Annotated in this window: 20 protein-coding genes; 11 read left to right on the top strand and 9 right to left on the bottom strand. The window is 62.8% G+C overall.

Translation table 11 applies throughout. The annotated features are described in order from the left end of the window. The first annotated feature begins 12 nt into the window (after nt 1-12). The 7 genes from AC07Y2_RS26110 to AC07Y2_RS26140 are packed head-to-tail and all read left to right on the top strand — an operon-like array spanning nt 13 to nt 6521. On the top strand, nt 13-1236 hold the full coding sequence (locus AC07Y2_RS26110) for a type II and III secretion system protein family protein (protein ID WP_039772485.1): 1224 nt from the start codon (nt 13-15) through the stop codon (nt 1234-1236). Then, nucleotides 1233-2423, top strand: a complete 1191-nt coding sequence (locus AC07Y2_RS26115) for a CpaE/TadZ family protein (protein WP_039772487.1) — start codon at nt 1233-1235, stop codon at nt 2421-2423. Before AC07Y2_RS26110 ends, AC07Y2_RS26115 begins: the two co-directional genes overlap by 4 nt. After that, on the top strand, nt 2420-3688 hold the full coding sequence (locus AC07Y2_RS26120) for a TadA family conjugal transfer-associated ATPase (RefSeq protein ID WP_039772489.1): 1269 nt from the start codon (nt 2420-2422) through the stop codon (nt 3686-3688). The genes AC07Y2_RS26115 and AC07Y2_RS26120 overlap by 4 nt, the downstream gene beginning before the upstream one ends. An 18-nt stretch (nt 3689-3706) precedes the next feature. Further along, nucleotides 3707-4591 (top strand): type II secretion system F family protein, encoded by an 885-nt coding sequence (locus tag AC07Y2_RS26125; RefSeq protein WP_103387218.1) that lies wholly within the window; start codon nt 3707-3709, stop codon nt 4589-4591. 1 nt (nt 4592) lies between these two features. Next, nucleotides 4593-5477, top strand: coding sequence for a type II secretion system F family protein (locus AC07Y2_RS26130; RefSeq protein ID WP_103387219.1), 885 nt, complete (start codon nt 4593-4595; stop codon nt 5475-5477). A gap of 35 nt (nt 5478-5512) precedes the next feature. Continuing rightward, on the top strand, nt 5513-6232 hold the full coding sequence (locus tag AC07Y2_RS26135) for a tetratricopeptide repeat protein (protein ID WP_103387225.1): 720 nt from the start codon (nt 5513-5515) through the stop codon (nt 6230-6232). A gap of 16 nt (nt 6233-6248) precedes the next feature. Continuing rightward, nucleotides 6249-6521: a DUF3613 domain-containing protein gene (locus AC07Y2_RS26140; RefSeq protein WP_039772498.1), complete on the top strand. Its 273-nt coding sequence runs from the start codon at nt 6249-6251 to the stop codon at nt 6519-6521. Between the two features lie 58 nt (nt 6522-6579). Here AC07Y2_RS26140 and AC07Y2_RS26145 read toward each other — a convergent pair whose 3' ends face one another. Together AC07Y2_RS26145 and AC07Y2_RS26150 are read right to left on the bottom strand one after the other, a co-directional pair. Beyond that, nucleotides 6580-7356 (bottom strand): response regulator transcription factor, encoded by a 777-nt coding sequence (locus AC07Y2_RS26145; protein ID WP_103387226.1) that lies wholly within the window; start codon nt 7354-7356, stop codon nt 6580-6582. Nucleotides 7357-7482: 126 nt separating this feature from the next. After that, the gene (locus tag AC07Y2_RS26150) at nt 7483-7953 is read right to left on the bottom strand and encodes an A24 family peptidase (protein ID WP_103387220.1); all 471 of its coding nucleotides are present in this window, start codon (nt 7951-7953) and stop codon (nt 7483-7485) included. A 75-nt stretch (nt 7954-8028) separates the two neighbouring features. Here AC07Y2_RS26150 and AC07Y2_RS26155 point away from each other — a divergent pair, with 75 nt between their 5' ends. Together AC07Y2_RS26155 and AC07Y2_RS26160 are read left to right on the top strand one after the other, a co-directional pair. Further along, nucleotides 8029-8475, top strand: a complete 447-nt coding sequence (locus tag AC07Y2_RS26155; protein WP_074689697.1) for a TadE/TadG family type IV pilus assembly protein — start codon at nt 8029-8031, stop codon at nt 8473-8475. Continuing rightward, nucleotides 8472-11219 (top strand): PAS domain-containing sensor histidine kinase, encoded by a 2748-nt coding sequence (locus AC07Y2_RS26160; protein WP_103387221.1) that lies wholly within the window; start codon nt 8472-8474, stop codon nt 11217-11219. The genes AC07Y2_RS26155 and AC07Y2_RS26160 overlap by 4 nt, the downstream gene beginning before the upstream one ends. On the opposite strand, the gene AC07Y2_RS26165 is transcribed toward AC07Y2_RS26160, so the two are convergent. The 5 genes from AC07Y2_RS26165 to AC07Y2_RS26185 all read right to left on the bottom strand — a co-directional run bounded on the left by AC07Y2_RS26165 (nt 11216) and on the right by AC07Y2_RS26185 (nt 15653). Continuing rightward, nucleotides 11216-13213, bottom strand: coding sequence for a pilus assembly protein TadG-related protein (locus tag AC07Y2_RS26165; RefSeq protein WP_103387222.1), 1998 nt, complete (start codon nt 13211-13213; stop codon nt 11216-11218). The genes AC07Y2_RS26160 and AC07Y2_RS26165 overlap by 4 nt on opposite strands. A 150-nt stretch (nt 13214-13363) precedes the next feature. Continuing rightward, nucleotides 13364-13921 (bottom strand): DUF4136 domain-containing protein, encoded by a 558-nt coding sequence (locus AC07Y2_RS26170; RefSeq protein WP_074689694.1) that lies wholly within the window; start codon nt 13919-13921, stop codon nt 13364-13366. Nucleotides 13922-13974: 53 nt separating this feature from the next. After that, nucleotides 13975-14589, bottom strand: coding sequence for a DUF4136 domain-containing protein (locus tag AC07Y2_RS26175; protein ID WP_039772508.1), 615 nt, complete (start codon nt 14587-14589; stop codon nt 13975-13977). Nucleotides 14590-14601: 12 nt separating this feature from the next. Next, the gene (locus AC07Y2_RS26180) at nt 14602-15351 is read right to left on the bottom strand and encodes a methyltransferase (protein ID WP_039772509.1); all 750 of its coding nucleotides are present in this window, start codon (nt 15349-15351) and stop codon (nt 14602-14604) included. Beyond that, entirely contained in the window at nt 15351-15653 is a 303-nt protein-coding gene (locus AC07Y2_RS26185; RefSeq protein WP_007951009.1) for a MazG-like family protein, read from the bottom strand. Before AC07Y2_RS26185 ends, AC07Y2_RS26180 begins: the two co-directional genes overlap by 1 nt. Nucleotides 15654-15796: 143 nt before the next feature. On the opposite strand from AC07Y2_RS26185, the gene AC07Y2_RS26190 reads away from it, so the two are divergent. Both AC07Y2_RS26190 and AC07Y2_RS26195 read left to right on the top strand, forming a co-directional pair. Then, the gene (locus AC07Y2_RS26190) at nt 15797-16090 is read left to right on the top strand and encodes a hypothetical protein (protein WP_007951010.1); all 294 of its coding nucleotides are present in this window, start codon (nt 15797-15799) and stop codon (nt 16088-16090) included. A gap of 37 nt (nt 16091-16127) precedes the next feature. Further along, the gene (locus AC07Y2_RS26195) at nt 16128-17477 is read left to right on the top strand and encodes an MATE family efflux transporter (RefSeq protein ID WP_103387223.1); all 1350 of its coding nucleotides are present in this window, start codon (nt 16128-16130) and stop codon (nt 17475-17477) included. A gap of 9 nt (nt 17478-17486) precedes the next feature. Here AC07Y2_RS26195 and AC07Y2_RS26200 read toward each other — a convergent pair whose 3' ends face one another. Next, nucleotides 17487-18281, bottom strand: coding sequence for a DUF4123 domain-containing protein (locus tag AC07Y2_RS26200; protein WP_039772951.1), 795 nt, complete (start codon nt 18279-18281; stop codon nt 17487-17489). Further along, nucleotides 18278-19627 carry a type VI secretion system Vgr family protein gene (locus tag AC07Y2_RS26205; protein ID WP_085667758.1) on the bottom strand — a complete coding sequence of 450 codons (1350 nt, stop codon included), beginning with the start codon at nt 19625-19627 and terminating at the stop codon, nt 18278-18280. Before AC07Y2_RS26205 ends, AC07Y2_RS26200 begins: the two co-directional genes overlap by 4 nt. Nucleotides 19628-19647 lie beyond the last annotated feature (20 nt).

Raw genomic sequence — 19647 nt, forward strand, 5'->3', positions numbered from 1 at the left:
GGATCCAAGTGCATGCAGAGTCGTTCCTGGCCGATCGTCAATCCCGTGCTCCGGGCCATGCTGCTGATGGGACTGTCAATCAATGCCGCGCAGGCGGCCACCGGCAACTGCGCGGCCCTCGGGCGCTTGCCGCCAGTGATCGAAATCAACGAAGGCTGGCAGCAGGACATGCAATCACCGGTGGCGATCACGCGCCTGGCCATCGGCGATCCGAAAATCGCCGACGTGCATGCCAATGGCAACTCATCGTTTCTGCTTACCGCCGTGGCGCCGGGCGCTACCAGTCTGATGGTCTGGACCGGCTGCTCCAGCGAGCCGCGCCAGAGCATGGTGTTCGTCAAGGGCGCCGCCACCTCGGCCCTCACCAACACCGGTGCGCTGCCGTCGGATGATGCGCTGTTGCCGTCCCAGGTGCAGACCGACATTCGTTTTGTCGAAGTCAGCCGCACCAAGCTCAAGCAGGCCTCGGCTTCGCTGATCGGCACCCGCGGTAATTTCCTGTTCGGTTCTCCCGGCACGTTGCCGCCCATCGACGGCGTCCCGCAACCGCGACTGCCGGTGGACAACTCGCTGTTCAACTTCTCGTGGATCGGCGGCAAGACCATGGCGATCATCAATGCCCTTGAGGGCAGCGGCTTCGCCTATACCCTGGCGCGGCCAAGCCTGGTGGCCCTCAACGGGCAGAGTGCGAGTTTCCTCGCAGGGGGGCAGATTCCGATTCCGGTGCCCAGCTCCGGCAGCGACAACGTGTCGATCGAATACAAGGAGTTCGGCATCCGCCTGACCCTGACGCCCACCATCATCAGCCACGATCGCATCGCCCTGAAAGTGGCGCCGGAAGTCAGCGAACTGGACCTCAGCAACGCGGTGAACATCGCCGGCACCACCGTGCCGGCCCTGACCATCCGCCGCACCGACACCAGCATTTCCCTCGCCGATGGTGAGAGTTTTGTCATCAGCGGTTTGATCAGTACCAGCAACAGTTCCCAGGTAGACAAGTTTCCCGGGCTGGGCGATATCCCGGTGCTCGGGGCTTTTTTCAAGAGCTCGCAGATCAAGCGCGAAGAGCGAGAGCTGCTGATGATCGTCACCCCGCACCTGGTGCGTCCGCTCTCGGCGGAGGCGCAACTGCCGTCGTTGCCGGGTGAAAAACTGCGCAACTACGACCCGAATTTCTACCGCATGTTTTTCCTGGAAAACGGTAACTTCGACAAGCGCAGCGGGTTGTCCCAATGAGCCAGAGCCTGAGTCAGACCTTCCTCGCCATCACCCGCAACAACACCGACCTGGAGTGGCTGCAAAGCGCGCTTGCGCCGTTGGGCCAGGTGGTCAGTGCCGGTGGCGGCAGCCTCGACGAATTGCTCGCGCTGGTGGACGTCACCTTCGCCAGCCTGGTGTTCGTCGGCCTCGACCGGGAACACGTGGTGGCCCAGAGCGCGCTGATCGAAGGCGCGCTGGAGGCCAAGCCGATGCTGGCGATCGTTGCCCTCGGCGACGGCATGGACAATCAGCTTGTACTCAATGCGATGCGCGCCGGGGCCCGGGATTTCGTCGCCTATGGCTCGCGCTCCAGTGAAGTGGCCGGGCTGGTGCGCCGCTTGAGCAAACGCCTGCCGCCGGTGACCCACAACGCGCAACTGGGCGGCCTGACGGTGTTGTACGGCGTACAGAGCAGTTCCGACGGCGCGCTGCTGGCCAACCATATGGCACTGGTGGTGCAAAAGAGCGGGCAGCAGACGCTGCTGCTGGACCTCGGGCTGCCCCGTGGCGACAGCCTGGCGTTGCTGGGGCTGGAGAGTTCGTTCCACTTCGGCGATGCCTTGCGTCACCTGCGCAGGCTCGACGCCACGCTGATCGACAGTGCGTTCACCAGTGCCGAAGCGGGGCTGCGGATTCTGGCCTACGCCGACAATGACGCCCCCCTGGAAAGCACCAGCGCCGCCGAGCTGTTCATGCTGCTCAGCGCCTTGCGCCAGCACTTCCAGCACATCGTCGTGAACCTCACCGGCCAGCCTGACAGCGAGGCCCTGCGGACCTTTGTCAGCCATTGCGACAAGCTGATCTGGTACACCGACCAGAGCGTGCTCGATTGCCGGCGCAATCTGGCGGTATTCAATCTGTGGCGGGAAAAAGGCATGAAGCTCGATCACGGACGGCTGTTGGTCGACCGCTATCTGAGCAACGTTGCGCCAGATGCGGACACTCTCGGCAAGACCTTCAACCTGGAAGTGATCGCGGTATTGGCCTTGAGTCCGGAGCTGCGCATGAACGCCAAGAACCAGGGCGTCAGCCTGTTTGAACTGGCGCCCAGGGAAAAACTCACCCAGAGCCTGCGGGTACTCGGCGAACGGCTGGCCAAGCGCTCCGAAGGTCTTGCCAAACCCAAGGTCACCTGGTTCGACCGGTTGCGAGGCACCTCATGAGCCCGGAAAAACTCTTCGGTGCGCCGGCGCGAGGCCAGTCGGGCAATGTTGACCACGAAGGCCTGAAACTGGTGCTGCATCGCTACATCATCGATGCCATCGAGGAGTCCGGGAAAAACCTGCTGGAAGGCTCGCGGCAGTTGCTGGCGCAATTTGTGACCGACAAGGTCGCCGAATACATCGCCCGTCTGCACCTGGCGATTTCCCGTTACGAGATGGAGCGGCTGGGGGAAGAAATCGTCGATGAGCTGACCGGCTTCGGTCCGCTGGAAGTCTTGCTGCGCGACACCGCCGTCACCGAAATCCTGGTCAACGGCCCGCATCGGGTGTTCGTCGAGCGTGACGGGGTACTGCATCAGAGTGACCTGCGCTTTATCGATGCGCACCACGTCGAACGGGTCATGCAGCGCATTCTTGCGCCGCTCGGTCGGCGGCTGGACGAGTCTTCGCCGATGGTCGATGCGCGCCTGCCCGACGGCAGCCGCGTCAACGCGATCATCCCGCCGATCGCCCTCGACGGCCCGTGCCTGTCGATTCGAAAATTCCGCAAGGACATGCTCAAGAGCAGCGACCTGATCGCCATGCAGACCATCGACCTGCCGATTTTCGAGTGTTTCCAGGAGGCCGTGGGCAAGCGCTGCAATATCCTGATCAGCGGCGGCACGGGCACCGGCAAGACCACGCTGCTGAATATCCTCAGCCAGCTGATCAACCCCCATGAACGACTGGTGACCATCGAAGACGTCGCCGAACTGCAACTCGGCCATCCCCACGTGGTGCGTCTGGAAACCCGGCCGCCGAATGCCGAGGGCCATGGCGAGGTCAAGGCCAGCGACCTGATCCGCAACGCCCTGCGGATGCGCCCGGACCGGATCATTCTCGGCGAAATCCGCGGCGTCGAAGTGCTCGACGTGTTGACGGCGATGAACACCGGTCACGACGGCTCGATGAGCACGGTCCACGCCAACAACGCCCAGGATGCGTTGCTGCGCCTGGAAACCCTGGTCGGCCTGACCGGCCGCACGGTGGCCGAACGCACCCTGCGGCAGATGATCTGCGCAGCACTCGACGTGATCATTCAGTTGACCCGCATGCCCGACGGTCGCCGCTGTGTCAGTGAAGTGGTGGAAGTGGTCGGCGTGCGTGAAGACGTGTACGTCACCAACACCCTGTTCCGTCTGGATCGACGCACCGGTTTCGGCTTCCTGCGCGAAGCGGTCAACCCGGCCGGCGACAAGTTGCGGCACGAGTCGAGTCTGGGCTGAACGCATGGAGCCTTCGTCATGATCGGACCGGTTATTCTGATCGCCCTCTGTCTGCTGTTGTTGGGGTTGTCGATTCGCCTGTTCCTGCAGGGCGTGCGCAAGACTGCCAACGAACGGGTGCTCTCTCGCCTCGCCGTCGGACAACCGCAAGCAACGGCCGAAAAAAACTCGTGGACCGGTCTGGAGCGGATGTTCCTGCGGGCAGGCCTTGGCCGGCCGAGCGAGCGATTCGGGCTTTGGCTGTCGTTGTGGGTCGTGGGCATGATGCTGGGTTATCTGCTGGCCGACTGGATCGGTCTGTTGGTGCTGATACTGGCGCCGCCGCTGATTTTGCGGTTGTACATCGCGTGGCGATATCGTCGCCGGCTCAATCGGATGATCGAACAGTTGCCGCAGTTGCTCGACCACACCGTGCGCAGTCTCAAGTCCGGCCGGACCCTGAGCGATGCAGTGATGGGCGGTATCGAGGCCAGTGAGGACCCGCTGAAAGCCGCGATGGGCCGGGTGCAGCGCAACGTGCAGTTGGGGGTGAATCTGCCGGACGCGGTCAGCGATTTCGCCGAGCTCTACGAGCAGGACGAACTGCGCATGTTCGCCCTGGGCCTGAAGGTCAACCATCGCTACGGCGGCAACGCCAGCGAGTTGCTGGAGAACCTGATCAAACTGATTCGCGAACGTGACCAGGGTGCCCGGCAACTGCGTGCGCTGACCGGCGAAACGCGGATGACCGCGTGGGTGCTCGGATCGCTGCCGGTGATCTTGGTCAGCTACTTCATGCTGACCAATCCCGGCTACATGCTCGGCATGTGGAACGACTCCGGCGGTCGAACCATGCTGATTGTCGCGGTGGTGTTGCAGGTCTCCGGTTGCCTGGCGCTGTGGCGCATGCTGAGGAGTGTCTGACATGCTGATGCTGGCCAGTCTCATGCTGTTGCTCGGGGCGCTGTTGCTGGTCGGCAATCACCTGCTGACCGAGCGGCGTCGGGTGCGTCAGGTCAACCAGCGCCTGCAGGGGCATCTGGTGCGCGAGAACCGTTTCGGCAACTGGTTGCGGGCACTGGGCGGCAGCCGGTTCGGCCAGCGCTCTGTAAGCATCGACAGTGAAACCCAGACCCTGCTCAGCCGGCTCGGCTGGCGCCGGGCCAGCGAGCGTTCGCTGTTTGCCGCCTGCCAGATTGGCACGCCGCTGCTGACACTGGGGCTGGGCGTGTTTCTGAAAGAAGTGTTTTTCCCCCTCGCCCCCAACGGTTGGCTGGTCCCGATGATCGCCACCGGTGTCGGCTACCTGCTACCCAAGCGCCTGCTGGCGTACGCCGCTGCCCGGCGGCAGAAAATCATTGCGGTGGAAGTGTCGACGTTCATTCCCCTGCTGCGAATCCTGTTCGAGTCCGGCATGGCCGTCGAGCAGGCCCTGCGTGTACTCAGCAGCGAGGGGCAAAAACTGCTGCCGGAACTGACCGGCGAACTGCGTCTGATCCTGGCCCGTGTCGACTCGGGCCTGGAACTCGGACAAGAGTTGAACAAGGCGGCCGCGATGCTGGCGGTGGATGAGTTCACCGACACCTGCGTGATCCTGCAACAACTGATTCAACAGGGCGGCGGCGCGATGAAATCGTTGCTGACGCTCAAGCAACTGCTGGATGACCGACGCCTGACACGCTTGCAGGAATACATCTCGAAGATGTCGGCGAAGATGTCGGTGGTCATGATGCTGTTGCTGTTCCCGGCCTTGCTGATCGTTTTGGCGGGACCCGGTTTTACCGCAATCACCCGGGCGTTTGCGTCCTGACAATGAAAATGACAATGGCGATGGAGAGCGATTTGATGAAAGCACTGATGGTCATGGCTAGCCTGTTGCTGCTCGGCGGTTGCGCAACCGACGGTCAGGCACCGTGGACGACGATGCTGGCGCCGGCCAGCTGCAGCAAGTTGAGCTCCGAACAGGAGCTGTCGCTGAACCTCGCCGATGATCTGGTCAACGACGGCAAGCTGCACGCCAGCCTGGCCAATCTGCAGAGTCTGCCCGACAACCTCGTCGAGGTGCGGCTGCGCAAGGCCAAGGTCTATCGTCTGCTGGGACGCAGTGAAGCCGAGCCGTTGTATCGCAGTCTGCTGGGCACATGCCTGAACGCCGACGCCGAACATGGCCTGGGCCAGTTGTACGCCGCCCGTGGTGACAACGGCCAGGCGCAGGCCCACCTGCAACGGGCGGCGCGGCTGGCGCCGACCAATGAAAACATCCGCAATGATCTGGGCGTGGTGTACCTCAATCAGCTGCGGCTCGAGGACGCTCGTTTCGAGTTCCTGACCGCCATCGAGCTGAAGCAGAACAATCAGTTGGCGACGCTGAATCTGGTGACCCTGCTGCTCTACCAGAACAACTGGCAGCAAGCCGCCGAAGTGGTCAGCCGCGCGCACCTGACCCCGGAGCAGTTCAGCGATGCCCAGGAGCGTGCGGAGAAACTCAAGTCGCCGGTCAGAGCCAGACCCGTCGCTGGCAATCAGGTCGCGGTGGCGATTGATCCGCAACCGGCGATCAAGTGAGCCTCAAGGAGATGCCATGAACACGTTCAAGACCCTGTGTTGCCTGAGCCTGTTGAGTCTGCCGCTCGGCGCGCTGGCCATCGACGCCGGCCCGGCCTCGGCCCAGCAGCAGGAAACCGAAGGCTGGCTGTTGCTGCAAAGCCGCAACAAGGCCGCGTCCCCCGATCCGCAGGCGGCCACGGCCACCGAGCGTGAGCTGGCGATGCAGCGCTGGTTGAAGAAGTACAAATATGAAATCCCCGATTTCTACGACCCGGATGCCGGGGGCAAGATCGAGACAAATAACTGATTCGGGGAGACACCATGGCGTCTGTCCCGGTCGGCCCAAGGGCCGCCGGGGACAACAATCAGTGCGCCGTAACCCGCTGCCGCAAGGCCGCCGAACTCGGAGACAAGGCCAGCGCCAACTGCGTGCGGTTGTGCATGTGGGTCAGGCGCAACACCTGCGAAACGTAAAGTTTTACGGTGTTTTCGGTGATGCCCAGCTCACAGGCAATCTGATAGTTGGTCTGTCCCTTGCCCACCAGGCGCGCCACGTCCAGTTGCCGTGGCGACAGTTGATTGAAGATCGCCGGGACCTCCAGTTCACCGGCCTCACGGGGCGCATCGTCACTGACGGGCGCCGGCGCGCGACGCACCTTGTCCAGATCCTGATAAAGATCATCGATGGACGACGACAGGTCCTGAAGTTTTTGATTCAGATGGCCCAGTTGCAGGGTTTTCTGCCGCTCCTGCAGCACCGCTTCCTGGCGTTGCAGGCCTTCGAGCAATTCATCCAGATTGACCGGTTTCTGGTAGTAGTCGGCAATCCCGGCGCGCAAGGCCTTGATCACGTCCTGCTTGTCGGCGCGGCCGGTGAGCATGATGGCTTCGAACGCCCGGTGTTTGCCGGCCAGCCGTTGCAGTTCCTGCACCAGTTGAATGCCGTCCATGTCCGGCATATGCAGATCGCACAGCACCAGACCGATAGCAGTGTCGCGCGTAAAACGCTCGATCGCCTCTTTGCTGGACTCGCACGGCACACAGCGGTAGCCGCTGCTCTCGAGAAATTCACAGAGTTCTTCGACGATCAGAGGCTGATCATCGACAACGATGACTTTTACCGCAGATGTAAGCTTGTTCACGTGCCACTCCATGCCCGGGCCAAAAACTGACCATTCCTGTACTGTCAGCCGCTGGCTGTATAACTCGTTATTTTGAAGGTAGACCCACTTTCCGACTATGTACATAAGACTAGTGGCGCTTGGCGACTAATGGATCCAAGGTAGTGCAAGCACAAATCCGATCAGCACAAACGGCGCAAATGGCAGCTTTTTTGACACGGATGGCGCCATATACCGAAGTCGGTGCCTAAGCCCTTGACTCATATGCAGCCAGACTCTTGGCGCAAGCAGAATCCAGATCAGGCTCGCCGCACCGGCGCCGATAAAAATCCCGAGCAGCGAGACGCCGTCCGTCGCAAGACCAAGAGCTGTCATTAGTTTCACATCACCGGCGCCCATTCGGCCCATGAAATACCCGGGCAACGTGAATGCCAGGGCCACGACACAGGCCCAGCCTCCCTGCCCGGCTTCGGCGCCCATCCAGGTGGTACCGAAAGACAGCAGATAGACCAGCGCGAGAGTCCCGACGCCCAGCGTCAAAACGTTGGCAATTCGTCGTTGCCGGGCATCCTGAGCCGCGCACGCGGTCAACCAGATCAGAAGGACAAGGCTTTGCATCCGGTAAAAACCGTCCGTTTTTGCTGAATGATTCTATGCTGATACTACGCAGTGACTGTCAGGGTAGACGCACGGATGAAAACCGGCTCTCGGAAGGCGCAAAAAGGCGCGGTGGCGATTGAATTCGCCTTGGTGTTCGTGATCTTTTTCGCGGTGTTTTATGGCCTCGTCAGCTACAGCTTGCCGTTCGTGCTGATGCAGACGTTCAACCAGGTCACCGCCGAAGCCATCCGCCGCGCCGTGGCGGTCGATCCCGCGGTTCCCAACTATGCAAGCGTGCTGGTCAGCACTGCGAATGCCGCGTTGACCCAGCAATTGTCGGTGCTGCCGTCGTCGCTGAACGTGGTGGTCGGCACGGACACGTCAACGGTCTACGACCCGGCCCAGGGCACGCTCACCGTCAGCGTCAATTACCCGGTGAGCAAGCTCAATCAGGTCATCCCCTTTCTGGTGTTGCCGGGCGTCGGCGCTGTCCCCAGCCTGCCCGCCAACCTGACCGCCATTTCGAGCCTGAAATTTTGACTCCGGGTGACAACCTGCTCGGCCGCCTGCTCAAGCGAAGTATGGTCGCCAGCGATTTGCCGGACGTGCTCGGGACCCCGTTGACGGGCCTGCACATCCACCTCGACAGCGACGGCGGCGTGTTGCAAATGGCCGGCCCGCTGCGCCTGCTGCTGGCGCAACAGACGCCCCGCGACAAACCGTTGCCGTTGCACGACTACCTGCTGGCGCACTGCACGCTGGCGATCGAGGGCCGCCCGCAAGACTGGCAAGGCCAACTGCTGGATCTGGATTTCCCCGGCCTTGGCGACCAGACCTTGCACCTGCGCGGCTGGGTCCAGCCGCTGGGCGATGGCTGGCTGCTGCAACTGATCGACATTGCCGACCTGTTGTCCGAACGCCAGCAAGCCCATCAGCGCGAGGCGTGCCACATGCTCGCCGAGCAGATCAGCAAACAGGTGCGCAGCTGCAGCCTGGGACGGTTGCCGATGCTCGTCAGCGAACAATTGCAGGTGATCGCCCAGCGCTGGCAGATCCCGTGCCTGGCACTCGCCCTGCTCGATGAGCAGGAACAGGGCTGGCAGATCCATCAGCAGTTCCACGCCCATGACGCCCCGGCGCTGTGGCATGACGGCCAGCGTCTGGGCACGCCACTCGACAGCCTCAATGGCACCGGCCCGCAGCGCCTGGGTGCGCACTACGGCCAGTACGAACACTCAAGGGTCCAGGGCCTGTTCGGCAATGCCGAAGGTTTTGCCGTGCCCTACAGCGATGATCGGGGCGTGATGGCGTGGCTGCTCTGCGGTTTTTACGCGGTGGACAAGACCGCGCCGTATCTGGCCGATCGCGACTGGCTGATGCTGGCGGGCGCCCTGGCCGGGCCCCTGCTCGGTCGCTTGCGCGAGCAGCAGCATCAACTGCAACTGGAACGGCTGGAGTCGTTGCAGACAATGCTTGGCACAGGCTGGTGGGAAATCAGCCATAGCGAGCAGATTCAACTGGCCCCGACGCTGGCCGCCATCCTGCAACAGGTCAGCTCGACGCTGACGCTCGAGGCTTGGCTGAGCCTGATCCATCCCGCCGATCGCGAAGAAGTCCGCAGCCGGCTGCAAGCCCTGCAGATGCAAGGGGAAATCCTCGACCTGTGCGTGCGCCTGCAGCCTCGCGATGCCAGCCAGACGCCAGCGTGGTATCGCCTTCAGGGTCAGGTCACCGGCACCGGCGAGCACCGGCGGCTGGTGGGTTTCATGCTCGACATCAGCGACATCAAGAACCAGCAGCAACTGGCCGCTGCGGCCCATGCGCGGCTGGACAACCTGATCGCCAGTTCGCCGGCGGTGATTTATGTCCAGCACTACGCCGAAGGCGCCTTGCTGCCAGCGTTTTTCAGCGCCAGCCTGCAACCGTTGCTGGGCTGGAGCCTGGAGGACTGTGACGCCAGTGCGCTGGCAGAGCGGATTCATCCGGAAGACCGCGCCCTGTATTTCGAGCGAACCCGGCAACTGCTGCGCGAAGGTTCGGTGCGCGCCCGCTATCGGATGCGCGACAGTCGCGGCGATTACCACTGGCTGCTCGACGAAGCCCGGCTGTTGCGCAACGACCTCGGCCTGCCGGTGGAAGCTGTCGGCTTGTGGCTGGACGTCACCGAAGCGACGCTGGCCGCCGAGCAGGTCAGACAGAGTGAGGAACGCTACCGGATTCTGGTGGAGGACTCGCCGGCGATGATCTGCCGCTACCGCCCGGACCTGATACTGACGTTCGGCAACCGGCCGCTGGCGACCTATCTGGAATGCGCCCCCGAAGCCCTGGCCGGGGTCGATCTGGGCAGCTGGATGTCCGACGTTCAGCGCGCGGCCTTCGTTGAGCGCCTGGCGCAGCTGACTCCGCAATCCCCCGTCAGCACCGCCGAAATCAACCTGCAATTACCGGGGCGCGAACATGCGTGGTGGGTGTGGTCGGATCGCGGCGTGTTCGATGAGCACGGAAAATTGATCGAAGTACAAGCCGTTGGCCGTGACAACACCGAAGTGCGCCGCTCTCAACAGCAGCTCACGCAAAGCGCAAAAATGGCCACCCTAGGCGAGATGGCCACCGGCCTGGCCCACGAAATCAATCAGCCGCTGAACGTCATGCGCATGGCCATCGTCAACGTACGGAAGCGCCTGAGCAACGGCGATGCGCAGATCGATTACCTGACCGACAAACTCAATCGCATCGACGCCCAGGTGCAGCGCGCCGCGAAAGTGGTGGACCACATGCGGGTGTTCGGTCGCCGCTCCGAGATCGAGCAGCAGCTGTTCAACCCGGCCAGCGCCATCGAAGGCACGCTGTCGCTGCTGGCCGAAGGCATGCGCGGCAAAGGCGTGGATCTGCGCATCAGTGAAACCGCATTCGAGGTTCAGGTGCGCGGGTATGTCGATCAGCTTGAACAGGTGTTGATCAACCTGATGGTCAACGCCCGGGATGCGCTGCTGGGCAAACGCGAGTCCGATTCAGCATTCAAGCCGTGGATTTCGATCTACGCCGAACGCGACGAGCAGAACGTGCGACTGTGGGTCGAAGACAACGGCGGCGGTATCGACCCGCGTCTGCTGGAGCGGATTTTCGAACCGTTCTTCACCACCAAACCGGTGGGCGTCGGCACCGGCCTGGGACTATCAGTGAGTTACGGGATCATCGAGAACATGGGCGGGCACTTGAGCGTGCGCAACTCGGCGGACGGTGCACGGTTCTGCATCGAACTGCCGATCGCCCCTGACGACTAGATCACCAGATAGGCCTTGCCGGTCTGGCCACAGGTCATGTTGGCGCCGACATCCACATCCATCAGGTTGATCCCCAGCCCCTTAAGCAAATTGTTCAGCAGCGGATCCAGCAGCGGACTCACCAGATTGGTGATCACCGGTTGCAGGATCGTCGTGACATCACTGATCAGGCTGGCGACGCCGGTGACAATCGCCCCCAGCGGGTTGCTGCCTTGGGGTTTGTAGACGATCAGATTGATCCCGGCGAGGGTGGTTGCCAGGCTGTTGACTATGTTGGTTGAGGGCGCGGCAGCAATCACGCTTGGCGGCAGTTTCAGGTTGGGCGGTGTGGCGAACGGATTACCGCTGGAAAACACCAGGTTCTGGGTGTTCTGCGCCACGCTGGTGTTGACCATGATCGCAATGCCGCCGGCGCCATATGGCACATGAGTACTCGGGTCACAGCTGCCGATCCCCAGAATCTTGTGGCAGGTCACCGTACCCAGATCCACCAGCGGCAAGGGTGTAACGGTGGGTTGGGCGGCAGAAGAGAAGGCGTTGGTCGGGTCGATCCTGCCCAGTTTGAGATCGGCAATCGAGGTGATGGTGCGGGCCGTCAGGCTTTTGGTGCCGGTGTTGCCGGTCGGGCAACTGTAGTCGGTGACGTAACTGATGGCGCCGCCGGCGTCCAGGCTGATGTCGATCTGCGGCGAGGGCAACAGCTTCGGGTCCAGTTGCTCACAACCGGCACCGAGCAGGCAGCCGGCCGAATTCAATGTGGCGACCAGATTAAGGCTCAACAGTGCATTGAGGGTCGGTGTCAGTGTGCCAACCAGTCCGAGTACCGCGTTGGCCAACCCGGTCACCCCGGATAACACCGGCAGATTCACCGAAAGCAGCGTGCGAATCTGCGCGGTGCGCACATAGATCCGGTTCGGCCCGGTGGGATTGGCCCTGGCCAGTGCCGGATCGCCAATGGCGGAAAACTGCGGCGGCTCGATGACTTTGACCCGCACCGTGACATTCGCCAGCCCCAGCACGCTGATCGGCAGGGTCGCGGCCACCGCACTTTTGCTGTTGGCCAGTTGAATCACCCCCTGGACCAGTTGCAGCAACTGCAGATTGGCATCCAGCCCGGCGGCCGTGGTGCCGGTCTGCAATTGCAGGATGTCGCCGAGCTTGACCGGCGCGGCATTGATCGCCGCCACTTGCAGCTGGCCCAGCGCGGTAATCACTTCAGCGGTGGCGCCGTTGAGCTGGACCGCCGTAATCGCGGCCTGGATCAGTTGCGTCACCGTGGCCTGGGTATTGAGCAACTGGCTGTAATTGCCGGCAGCCACGTTGAGGTTGATCGCCAGTTGATTCAGGTAGCCAAGCAGGTTGATGTCAGTGTTGAGCAGGCTTTCCCAGCCCAGGGCCGTCAGGTTGACGTTACCGCCAAGCAGCCCGGAAAACAGTGGATTGAGGATGTTCGATTGCGCGGTGCTGATGCTGGTCAGGTTACTGCGGATGTTCAACTGAGCGACGGTCGGCTTGGGTTTGGCCGCCACCGCCGAAGCGTAAAGCACGGTGTTGAGACTGACGGGTGTGCCACTGAACAACGCCTGCACACCGCCGGCGAAACTGGTGGTGACGGTACGGTTGGCCGCGACCTTGACCGCCTCTGATTGGGTGGCGTCCACCGTAAAAGTGCGCAGGCCGGTGGCGGCTGTCGCCAACTTTCCGCAATCGATTACGAGCACGTTGTTGGCATTGGCGACAAACCCGTTGCGTGTCGCGCTTTGCCCGGCGTAACTGGCGGCGGTGAGCCCCGGCAGGCAATTGCCGCCACGGCTGACGGCTTCGAGGGCGGCGGTGTCCACCAGGCGCTGCAGTTTGCGTTGTTCCATGTACAAGCGGCCGCTGTCCACGACCAGCAGCATCAGGACCAGCGCCAGGCTGAGGGTGGCGGCCGCCATCAGGCCGATGGCTCCCCGCTGCCGGGCTGGCCCCCTGCACTGCGAATGACGCGACATGGCGCACTCCTTTGCCCGCGCACGGCCGGGCGCAACCTCCATGGATGGGTATGAGTGTAGACAGGCGCAGGCAACACTGCTGGCAACGCGCCATTTTCACCCGCCCATAAAAAACGGGAGCCATTTGGCTCCCGTACTTTTTCAACAGACTCAACGCGGTGGATAGTTGGACAGAATCCGCGCCACGGTTTCACGGATGGCATTGCTGCGATCCGCCGGGTTCGGCGTGCGGCTGAGTATTTGCTCGTCGCTGCCGCGCCACACCAGTTTGCCGTCCTTGCCGTCGAGCAGATCGACCTGGATGGTCGCCACCTTGTAGGTGATGTTGCGGGTTTCGTTGTACATCGGCGCGCCCCAGTAACCGTTCCACGGGCCACCCCAACCGCCGCCGTAGTTGGTGGTCACCTGTTGCTGGCGGTCCTCGACGATCAGGTAGGTCTGCACATTCAAATCACCTCGGGCGCCCGAGGCGGCCGGGCGCAGGCCCCGCTGATCCAGTTGGTCGGCGACGGCCTGGCGGATGCGTTGTTCGGTCAGGTCGCTCTTGATCCGTGGATCATCGGGGCGGTATTGCAGGGCGGGGTCTTTCCAGCTCCAGCTGCGGTAAGCGGCAAAGTCGCGGCTGGCGTCGAAATCATGATTGACCTGGTTCGAGGCGCAGGCACTGAGCAGCGCGGCCACGACCAGTAAAGCAAGACGGCGGAACATGGTTTTTCTCCGGTGAAAGACATGAACCTGAGGGCGCCTTCATTTGCAGAAGGCTAACCGGGAGGATACGCCGACATGGCCTTTTCGACAGCCTCCCGAATCGCATCGGTGCGATCACTTTGCGTGCCCTGGGTGCCGGTTTCGGCGCTGGCGCTCCAGACCGGCTGACCACTGCCGGCGTCGAACAGATCGACCCGCACCACCACGACCTGTTCCTGATAGGTCCGAACGATCGGCACCGTGTTGTACATCCCGTAACCGCGGCCGTAACGGTCATAACCGCCGTATCCGCCGCCGTAGTAACCGTAATCGTCCTGCACCTGACGCAGGCGGGTTTCCAGGCTCAGGTTGGCACTGACCAGCAGATCGGCCGGGCGGTTGTCATGCAGCGGGCGCAGACCGCGCTGGTCCAGCGCACTGCTGACGGCTTCGGCCACTTGCGCCGAATCCGCCCAGGCCGTGCCCGGTGGGAGTTGACCGTTGAGCCATGCCCAGCTGCGATAGCGCCCGTAATCCCGTGGCGGCGCAGGATAAGCGCTGCGGTCGAAGGTGGTCGCCGCTTGCGGTGGGGCCGGCGGCAACGGTCGTGACTGCGCCACGTAAGGGTTGCTGCCCTGGCAGGCGGCCAACCCCAGACAGATCAGCAGTAACCCTGAATGACCTTTCATATCTCGCTCCGATCAGATCGGCCGGCAGATCCAGTGCAAGTAGCGCCCAAGCCCGGCGAAGCTTGGGTGACGACGGTGGGCGAGCTCCATCTCGAGCAAATCAATCAACTCGGCGCGGGCCTGGAATTCCATCGGCATGTAATCGTGGAAAACCCGCACCCCGCTCTGGGTTTCGACCTGCCACAACCCGGCGAGTTGCGTCGCCAGTTCCCGTGGATCGAGTGGCTGCTGCGGGGTCAGGCTCTGCTTTTCGCCGGCCAGGTCGTTCCTGCGCATTTTCTTGAAATGGCCTTTGAGCAGGTTCCGGTAAATCAGCGCATCGCGATTGTAGAACGCCAGCGACAGCCAGCCGCCAGGCTTGGTCAACTGATGCAGCACCGGCAGAATCGCGTGGGGCTCGGCCAGCCATTCCAGCACCGCATGGCACAGCACCAGATCGTAGGGTTCAGTGAGCTGGCCGAGCAGTTCCTGCCAGGGCGCCTGAATGAACGTCGCGCTTTGCCCGGCTTCGGCAAAGCGCTGGCGGGCGCCTTCGAGCATCGGTTCGGCCGGCTCGGTGAAGGTCACCTGGTGCCCGCGCTCGGCCAGCCACAGCGACATGTGGCCCAGGCCGCCACCGATATCCAGCACCCGCAACGGACGATCCGGCAAGGCTTCGGCGAGGTCGGCCTGCAACACGGCGAGGCGGATCGCGCCTTTGGCGCCACCGTAGATTTTTTCGGCGAAACGGGTCGCCAGCTGATCGAAATGACGGTCGCTCATCAGCTGAACCGCCGTTCGCTGTCGGCGAGTTTGCTGCGCACCACTTCATTCATGTCCAGCCCCAGTTCGCTGCACAGCAGCAACAGATAAAGGACGATGTCACCGACTTCCTGCCCGGCGTGGGCGAGTTTGTCCGCCGGCAATTGGCGGGACTGGTCTTCGGTCAGCCACTGGAAGATTTCCACCAGCTCGGACATTTCCACGCTGGCGGCCATGGCCAGGTTTTTCGGGCTGTGAAATTGCCGCCAGTCATTGCGGTCGCGAATGGCGTGCAGGCGTTCGGTCAGTTCAACAAGGTTCATCGGGCTCTCCTGAAGGCGTATAGCTTCGGGGGGATGCGGAGCGAAGGCAAGCGCCAGTCGCCCGTTAAAACCCTCTATGCTTGCAGGGAACTCGACCGCACCGGCTGCGGCCCAAGGCTCAGCTCTTTCATCAGGAAACAGACATGCAGGTAGAAAGCTTTTTCGAATGGCTGGGCCAGGCGCTCGGCTCGATCATCCGCTTCATCGTCGATGGCCTCAGCGGCCTGTTCAATCTGCTGGGCAACGCCGGGGGCAACTTTGTCGACGGGCTGTCGAAGGCGCTGGGCATGGACACGTCGATCATCAGCATCATCGCGCTGATCGTCGGCCTGATGCTGTTGTGGTCGGCGATCCGCGCATTCATGAATGCCTCGATCATCGCCGGGATCATCTGGTTGCTGCTGGGATTGTGGCTGCTGAGCTGGATCATTCACTGACGCCTCCCGTTACAATGCCGCTCCCCAAGGAGCCCGCATGTCCAACCTGATCGCCGACTGGCGCGACCGCCCGACCCATCACCGGGTCTGGGCCCTCGCCGCCCCCATGATCCTCTCCAACATTTCCGTGCCGCTGGTGGCGCTGGTCGACAGCACCGTCATCGGTCACCTGCCCCACGCTCATCAACTGGGCGCTGTGGCGGTTGGCGCCAGCCTGTACACCTTTCTGGCCTGGGCCATGGGTTTTCTGCGCATGGGCACCACCGGTTTCGCCGCCCAGGCCGCCGGGCGCAGCGACGGCGCGGCCTTGCGGCAGATATTGCTTCAAGGCCTGCTGCTGGCGATGGGGCTGGCGCTGCTGCTCGGAGCGCTGGGCGTACCACTGAGCGGGGTCGCGCTGCACTTCATGCAACCGTCGGCGGAGCTGGATCAGCTGACCCGTGACTTCTTCCACACCCGCCTGTTCGGGCTGCCGGCGGCGCTGGCCAGTTATGCGCTGGTCGGCTGGTTCCTCGGCACCCAGAACGCCCGGGCGCCGCTGGCGATTCTGCTGAGCACCAACCTGATCAACATCGTGCTCAACCTGTGGTTCGTCATCGGCCTGGACTGGGGCGTGGTCGGTTCGGCCCGCGCATCGGTAATCGCCGAATGGAGCGGCGCCCTGCTCGGCCTGTGGATGACTCGGAGAGCCTTGCGCGCCTATCCCGGTCACATCGCCTGGGCTGCTCTGAAAGTCTGGCAGAGCTGGCGTCCGCTGCTGGCGGTCAACCGCGACATTTTCATCCGCAGCCTGGCTCTGCAATCGGTGTTTTTCCTGATCACCGTGCAGGGCGCGCGACTCGGCGATGCCACGGTCGCGGCCAATGCGCTGCTGCTCAACGGCCTGCTGCTGACCGCCCACGCACTGGACGGACTGGCCCACGCCGTCGAAGCCCTGTGCGGCCACGCCATCGGCGCCCGTGATCGTCTGGCCCTGCGCCGTTCGCTGGTGGTTGCCGGCGGCTGGTCGTTGCTGGCGAGCCTGGGCTTTGCCGCGCTGTTTCTGTTGGCCGGCCACCTGTTCATCGAAATGCAGACCGACATCCAGAGCGTGCGCGAAACCGCGTTCATTTACCTGCCCTACCTGGCCGTGCTGCCGTTGATCGCGGTCTGGAGCTACTTGCTCGACGGCCTGTTCATCGGCGCCACCCGCGCCCGGGAAATGCGCAACGGCATGCTGGCGACCGTGATCCTGCTGCTGCCTGTCGCTTGGGCGCTGCAAGGTCTGGGCAATCACGGCCTGTGGATTTCGTTCCTGTTGTTCATGGTGCTGCGCAGCCTGACTCTCGGGGGACTGGCGTGGTGGCTGCGACGCACCGATGGCTGGTTCAACGGTGCCGCTCACTGAAGCGATGCTTCATGACGGATCGTTCAGCCAGCGCCGACGCAACAGTTCGAGTCGTTCTCGCGGAGTCAAACCTTGCGGCAGCGGCATCAGCTCGGCACGCGGATGCAGCAAACGCAGCCACAACCAGTCGTCCAGCAGCGTCTGCTCGCTGAAGCCCAGCGCCAGACCTTGTTCCTGAAAGGCTGATATCAGCCGAAAGTTGTTTCCCGTCGCCTGACTCCAGCGCCAGACATGCTGATCCAGCAGGCAACGGTGCAAGCGTTCACGCTGTTGACGGGTCAGGCTTTGCTCGATGCGCAGCGGCTCCACGGCCAGCCCCGGATTGCGTAGTTGCTGCCAGCCCTGACTGCCAGCAGCCAGATCGGCCCAGGTCCCGCCGAACCAGCGCAGCCATCCGATCGGCCCGAGCCAGCAGCTCAGTTGCCGGGCATCGCAGGCATCGAAAAAGTAGCTGGCGGTCTGCCGATTGTAGAAATTGAGCAGTGCCCGGTGATTGAGGCCGATGGACACGGTCAGCATCCGCTGCAAGTGTTCGCGCAGTGTCTGCGCCGAGACCTCGCTGCCCAGCAGCAGCCCTTGCCAGGTCATGGGATCGGTGTGGCAGAGCGCCGATAGCGCCGGGCAATCACGCAGGTCGATCAGCCATGGTCCTTGCTCACTGACCGGCTGAAACTCGGTACCGTCAAACAGCTGCAGGCTGTGCACACTGGAGAATCCCTGGCGTAAGACCTTCACTGCCTGGGGTGCCTGTGCGATGTCCAGCAACAACCACTGCGCATGTTGCCCGGGGGCCGCGACGCTCATCTTCCGTCGCTCGTTTTGAGCCCGGCGACCAATCGACAGCTGCACAGTGACGCCGCGCAATGGCGATAACTGCCGCCCCCCGGTATCAGGCACAGCAACAACAAAGGCTCGGCCGCTTTCAACCATTGAGGCACGCCGACGATATCCAGGCGCTCGGGCAGAGGTGACTGCGCGTCATCCTCAACGACTTCGGCGAGAGCCGGGACCTGCAAGACGCCGCTGATCACGGGCTGTTCAGGGTCACCTTCCAGAAAGCTCACCACCACCTCTATCCCGTCCTTGAATGATGCCATCGGCGTATCGGCCAACGCCGGAGCCAGCGGCAACCAGCAGTGGCTGGGGCGGGCACCTTCGCCCTGATAAAGCCAGTCGAACTGAACGGCCACCGGCCGCACGGCATCAGGTTGCTCTTCCTCGACCGACACTACCCACGCACGCTGCGGGCTGCACATGCGCGCCCCCTGGTGGTCAATGGATGACTTGGGCACCGACAACTGGTCAGCGGCAAAAATCCTGTTGCTGTAGGGCGGCTCGAGTGACTGATCGGCCCGATGCTCGATTCGGCTCACCAGCCAGTGCGCATTGACGTCTGCCAGGGGCTGGCCGGAAATCGTCAACCAGTGACCACTGCGCAGGGTTGGCGAATCGGAATGCCCCTGCGCCGTACGTGTGCGCCGCGAGCATTCTGCGTTCAGCCGCACATGTTCGCCCAGTTGCCAGCGGCTCACTGTCGGCGACGGCTCTCCATCCTCGCTCTCGCATCGCAGGTTTCCGGCGCGTGGCAGTAGGGCCGGGTCATCCCCGAACACCAGGCAATGCCCCCGGCTCCCATGTTCGAAGTGATAGTGAATGCGTGCCTGCCCACACAACCGTTGCACCAGTTGCAGATCCGACTCGCCGTACTGGGTGCAGAATGTCCGGGGCGGATACACACCTTGCAGATCGAACCGGCGCCAGTTGCCACTGATGCCGTGCTCTCTGAGTACCTGATCAAGAATCTGCGGTACCGAGCGGTCACTGAAGATGCGTTGGCTGTAGCGCAGGCCCAGACAGCTCAACCGCGGCCCCAGCCGCGCCCGGCACAACCGGGCGCCGCGTCCTTGCTCATGCTGGACAAGGCTGTGCAACTGTCCGTGAACACCATTGCCACAAGGCCCGAAACACAGGTGCGCCGATCGATACATCAGTCCGGCCAGGTCCAGGTGCGGATCATCGACCAGCACATCGACTTCGAACGCAAAAGGCTCGCTGATGGCTTCGCAACCCGTAAATGCCAAGACTTCAAGCGAGTCGGACAGGCCCGCTACATCGAGACGAAACGACGGCTCGTCGGCTGGATCGAACATGGGGGGATTCTCTACAGGGG

It is taken from the genome of Pseudomonas sp. GW456-12-1-14-TSB6 (assembly GCF_059424205.1).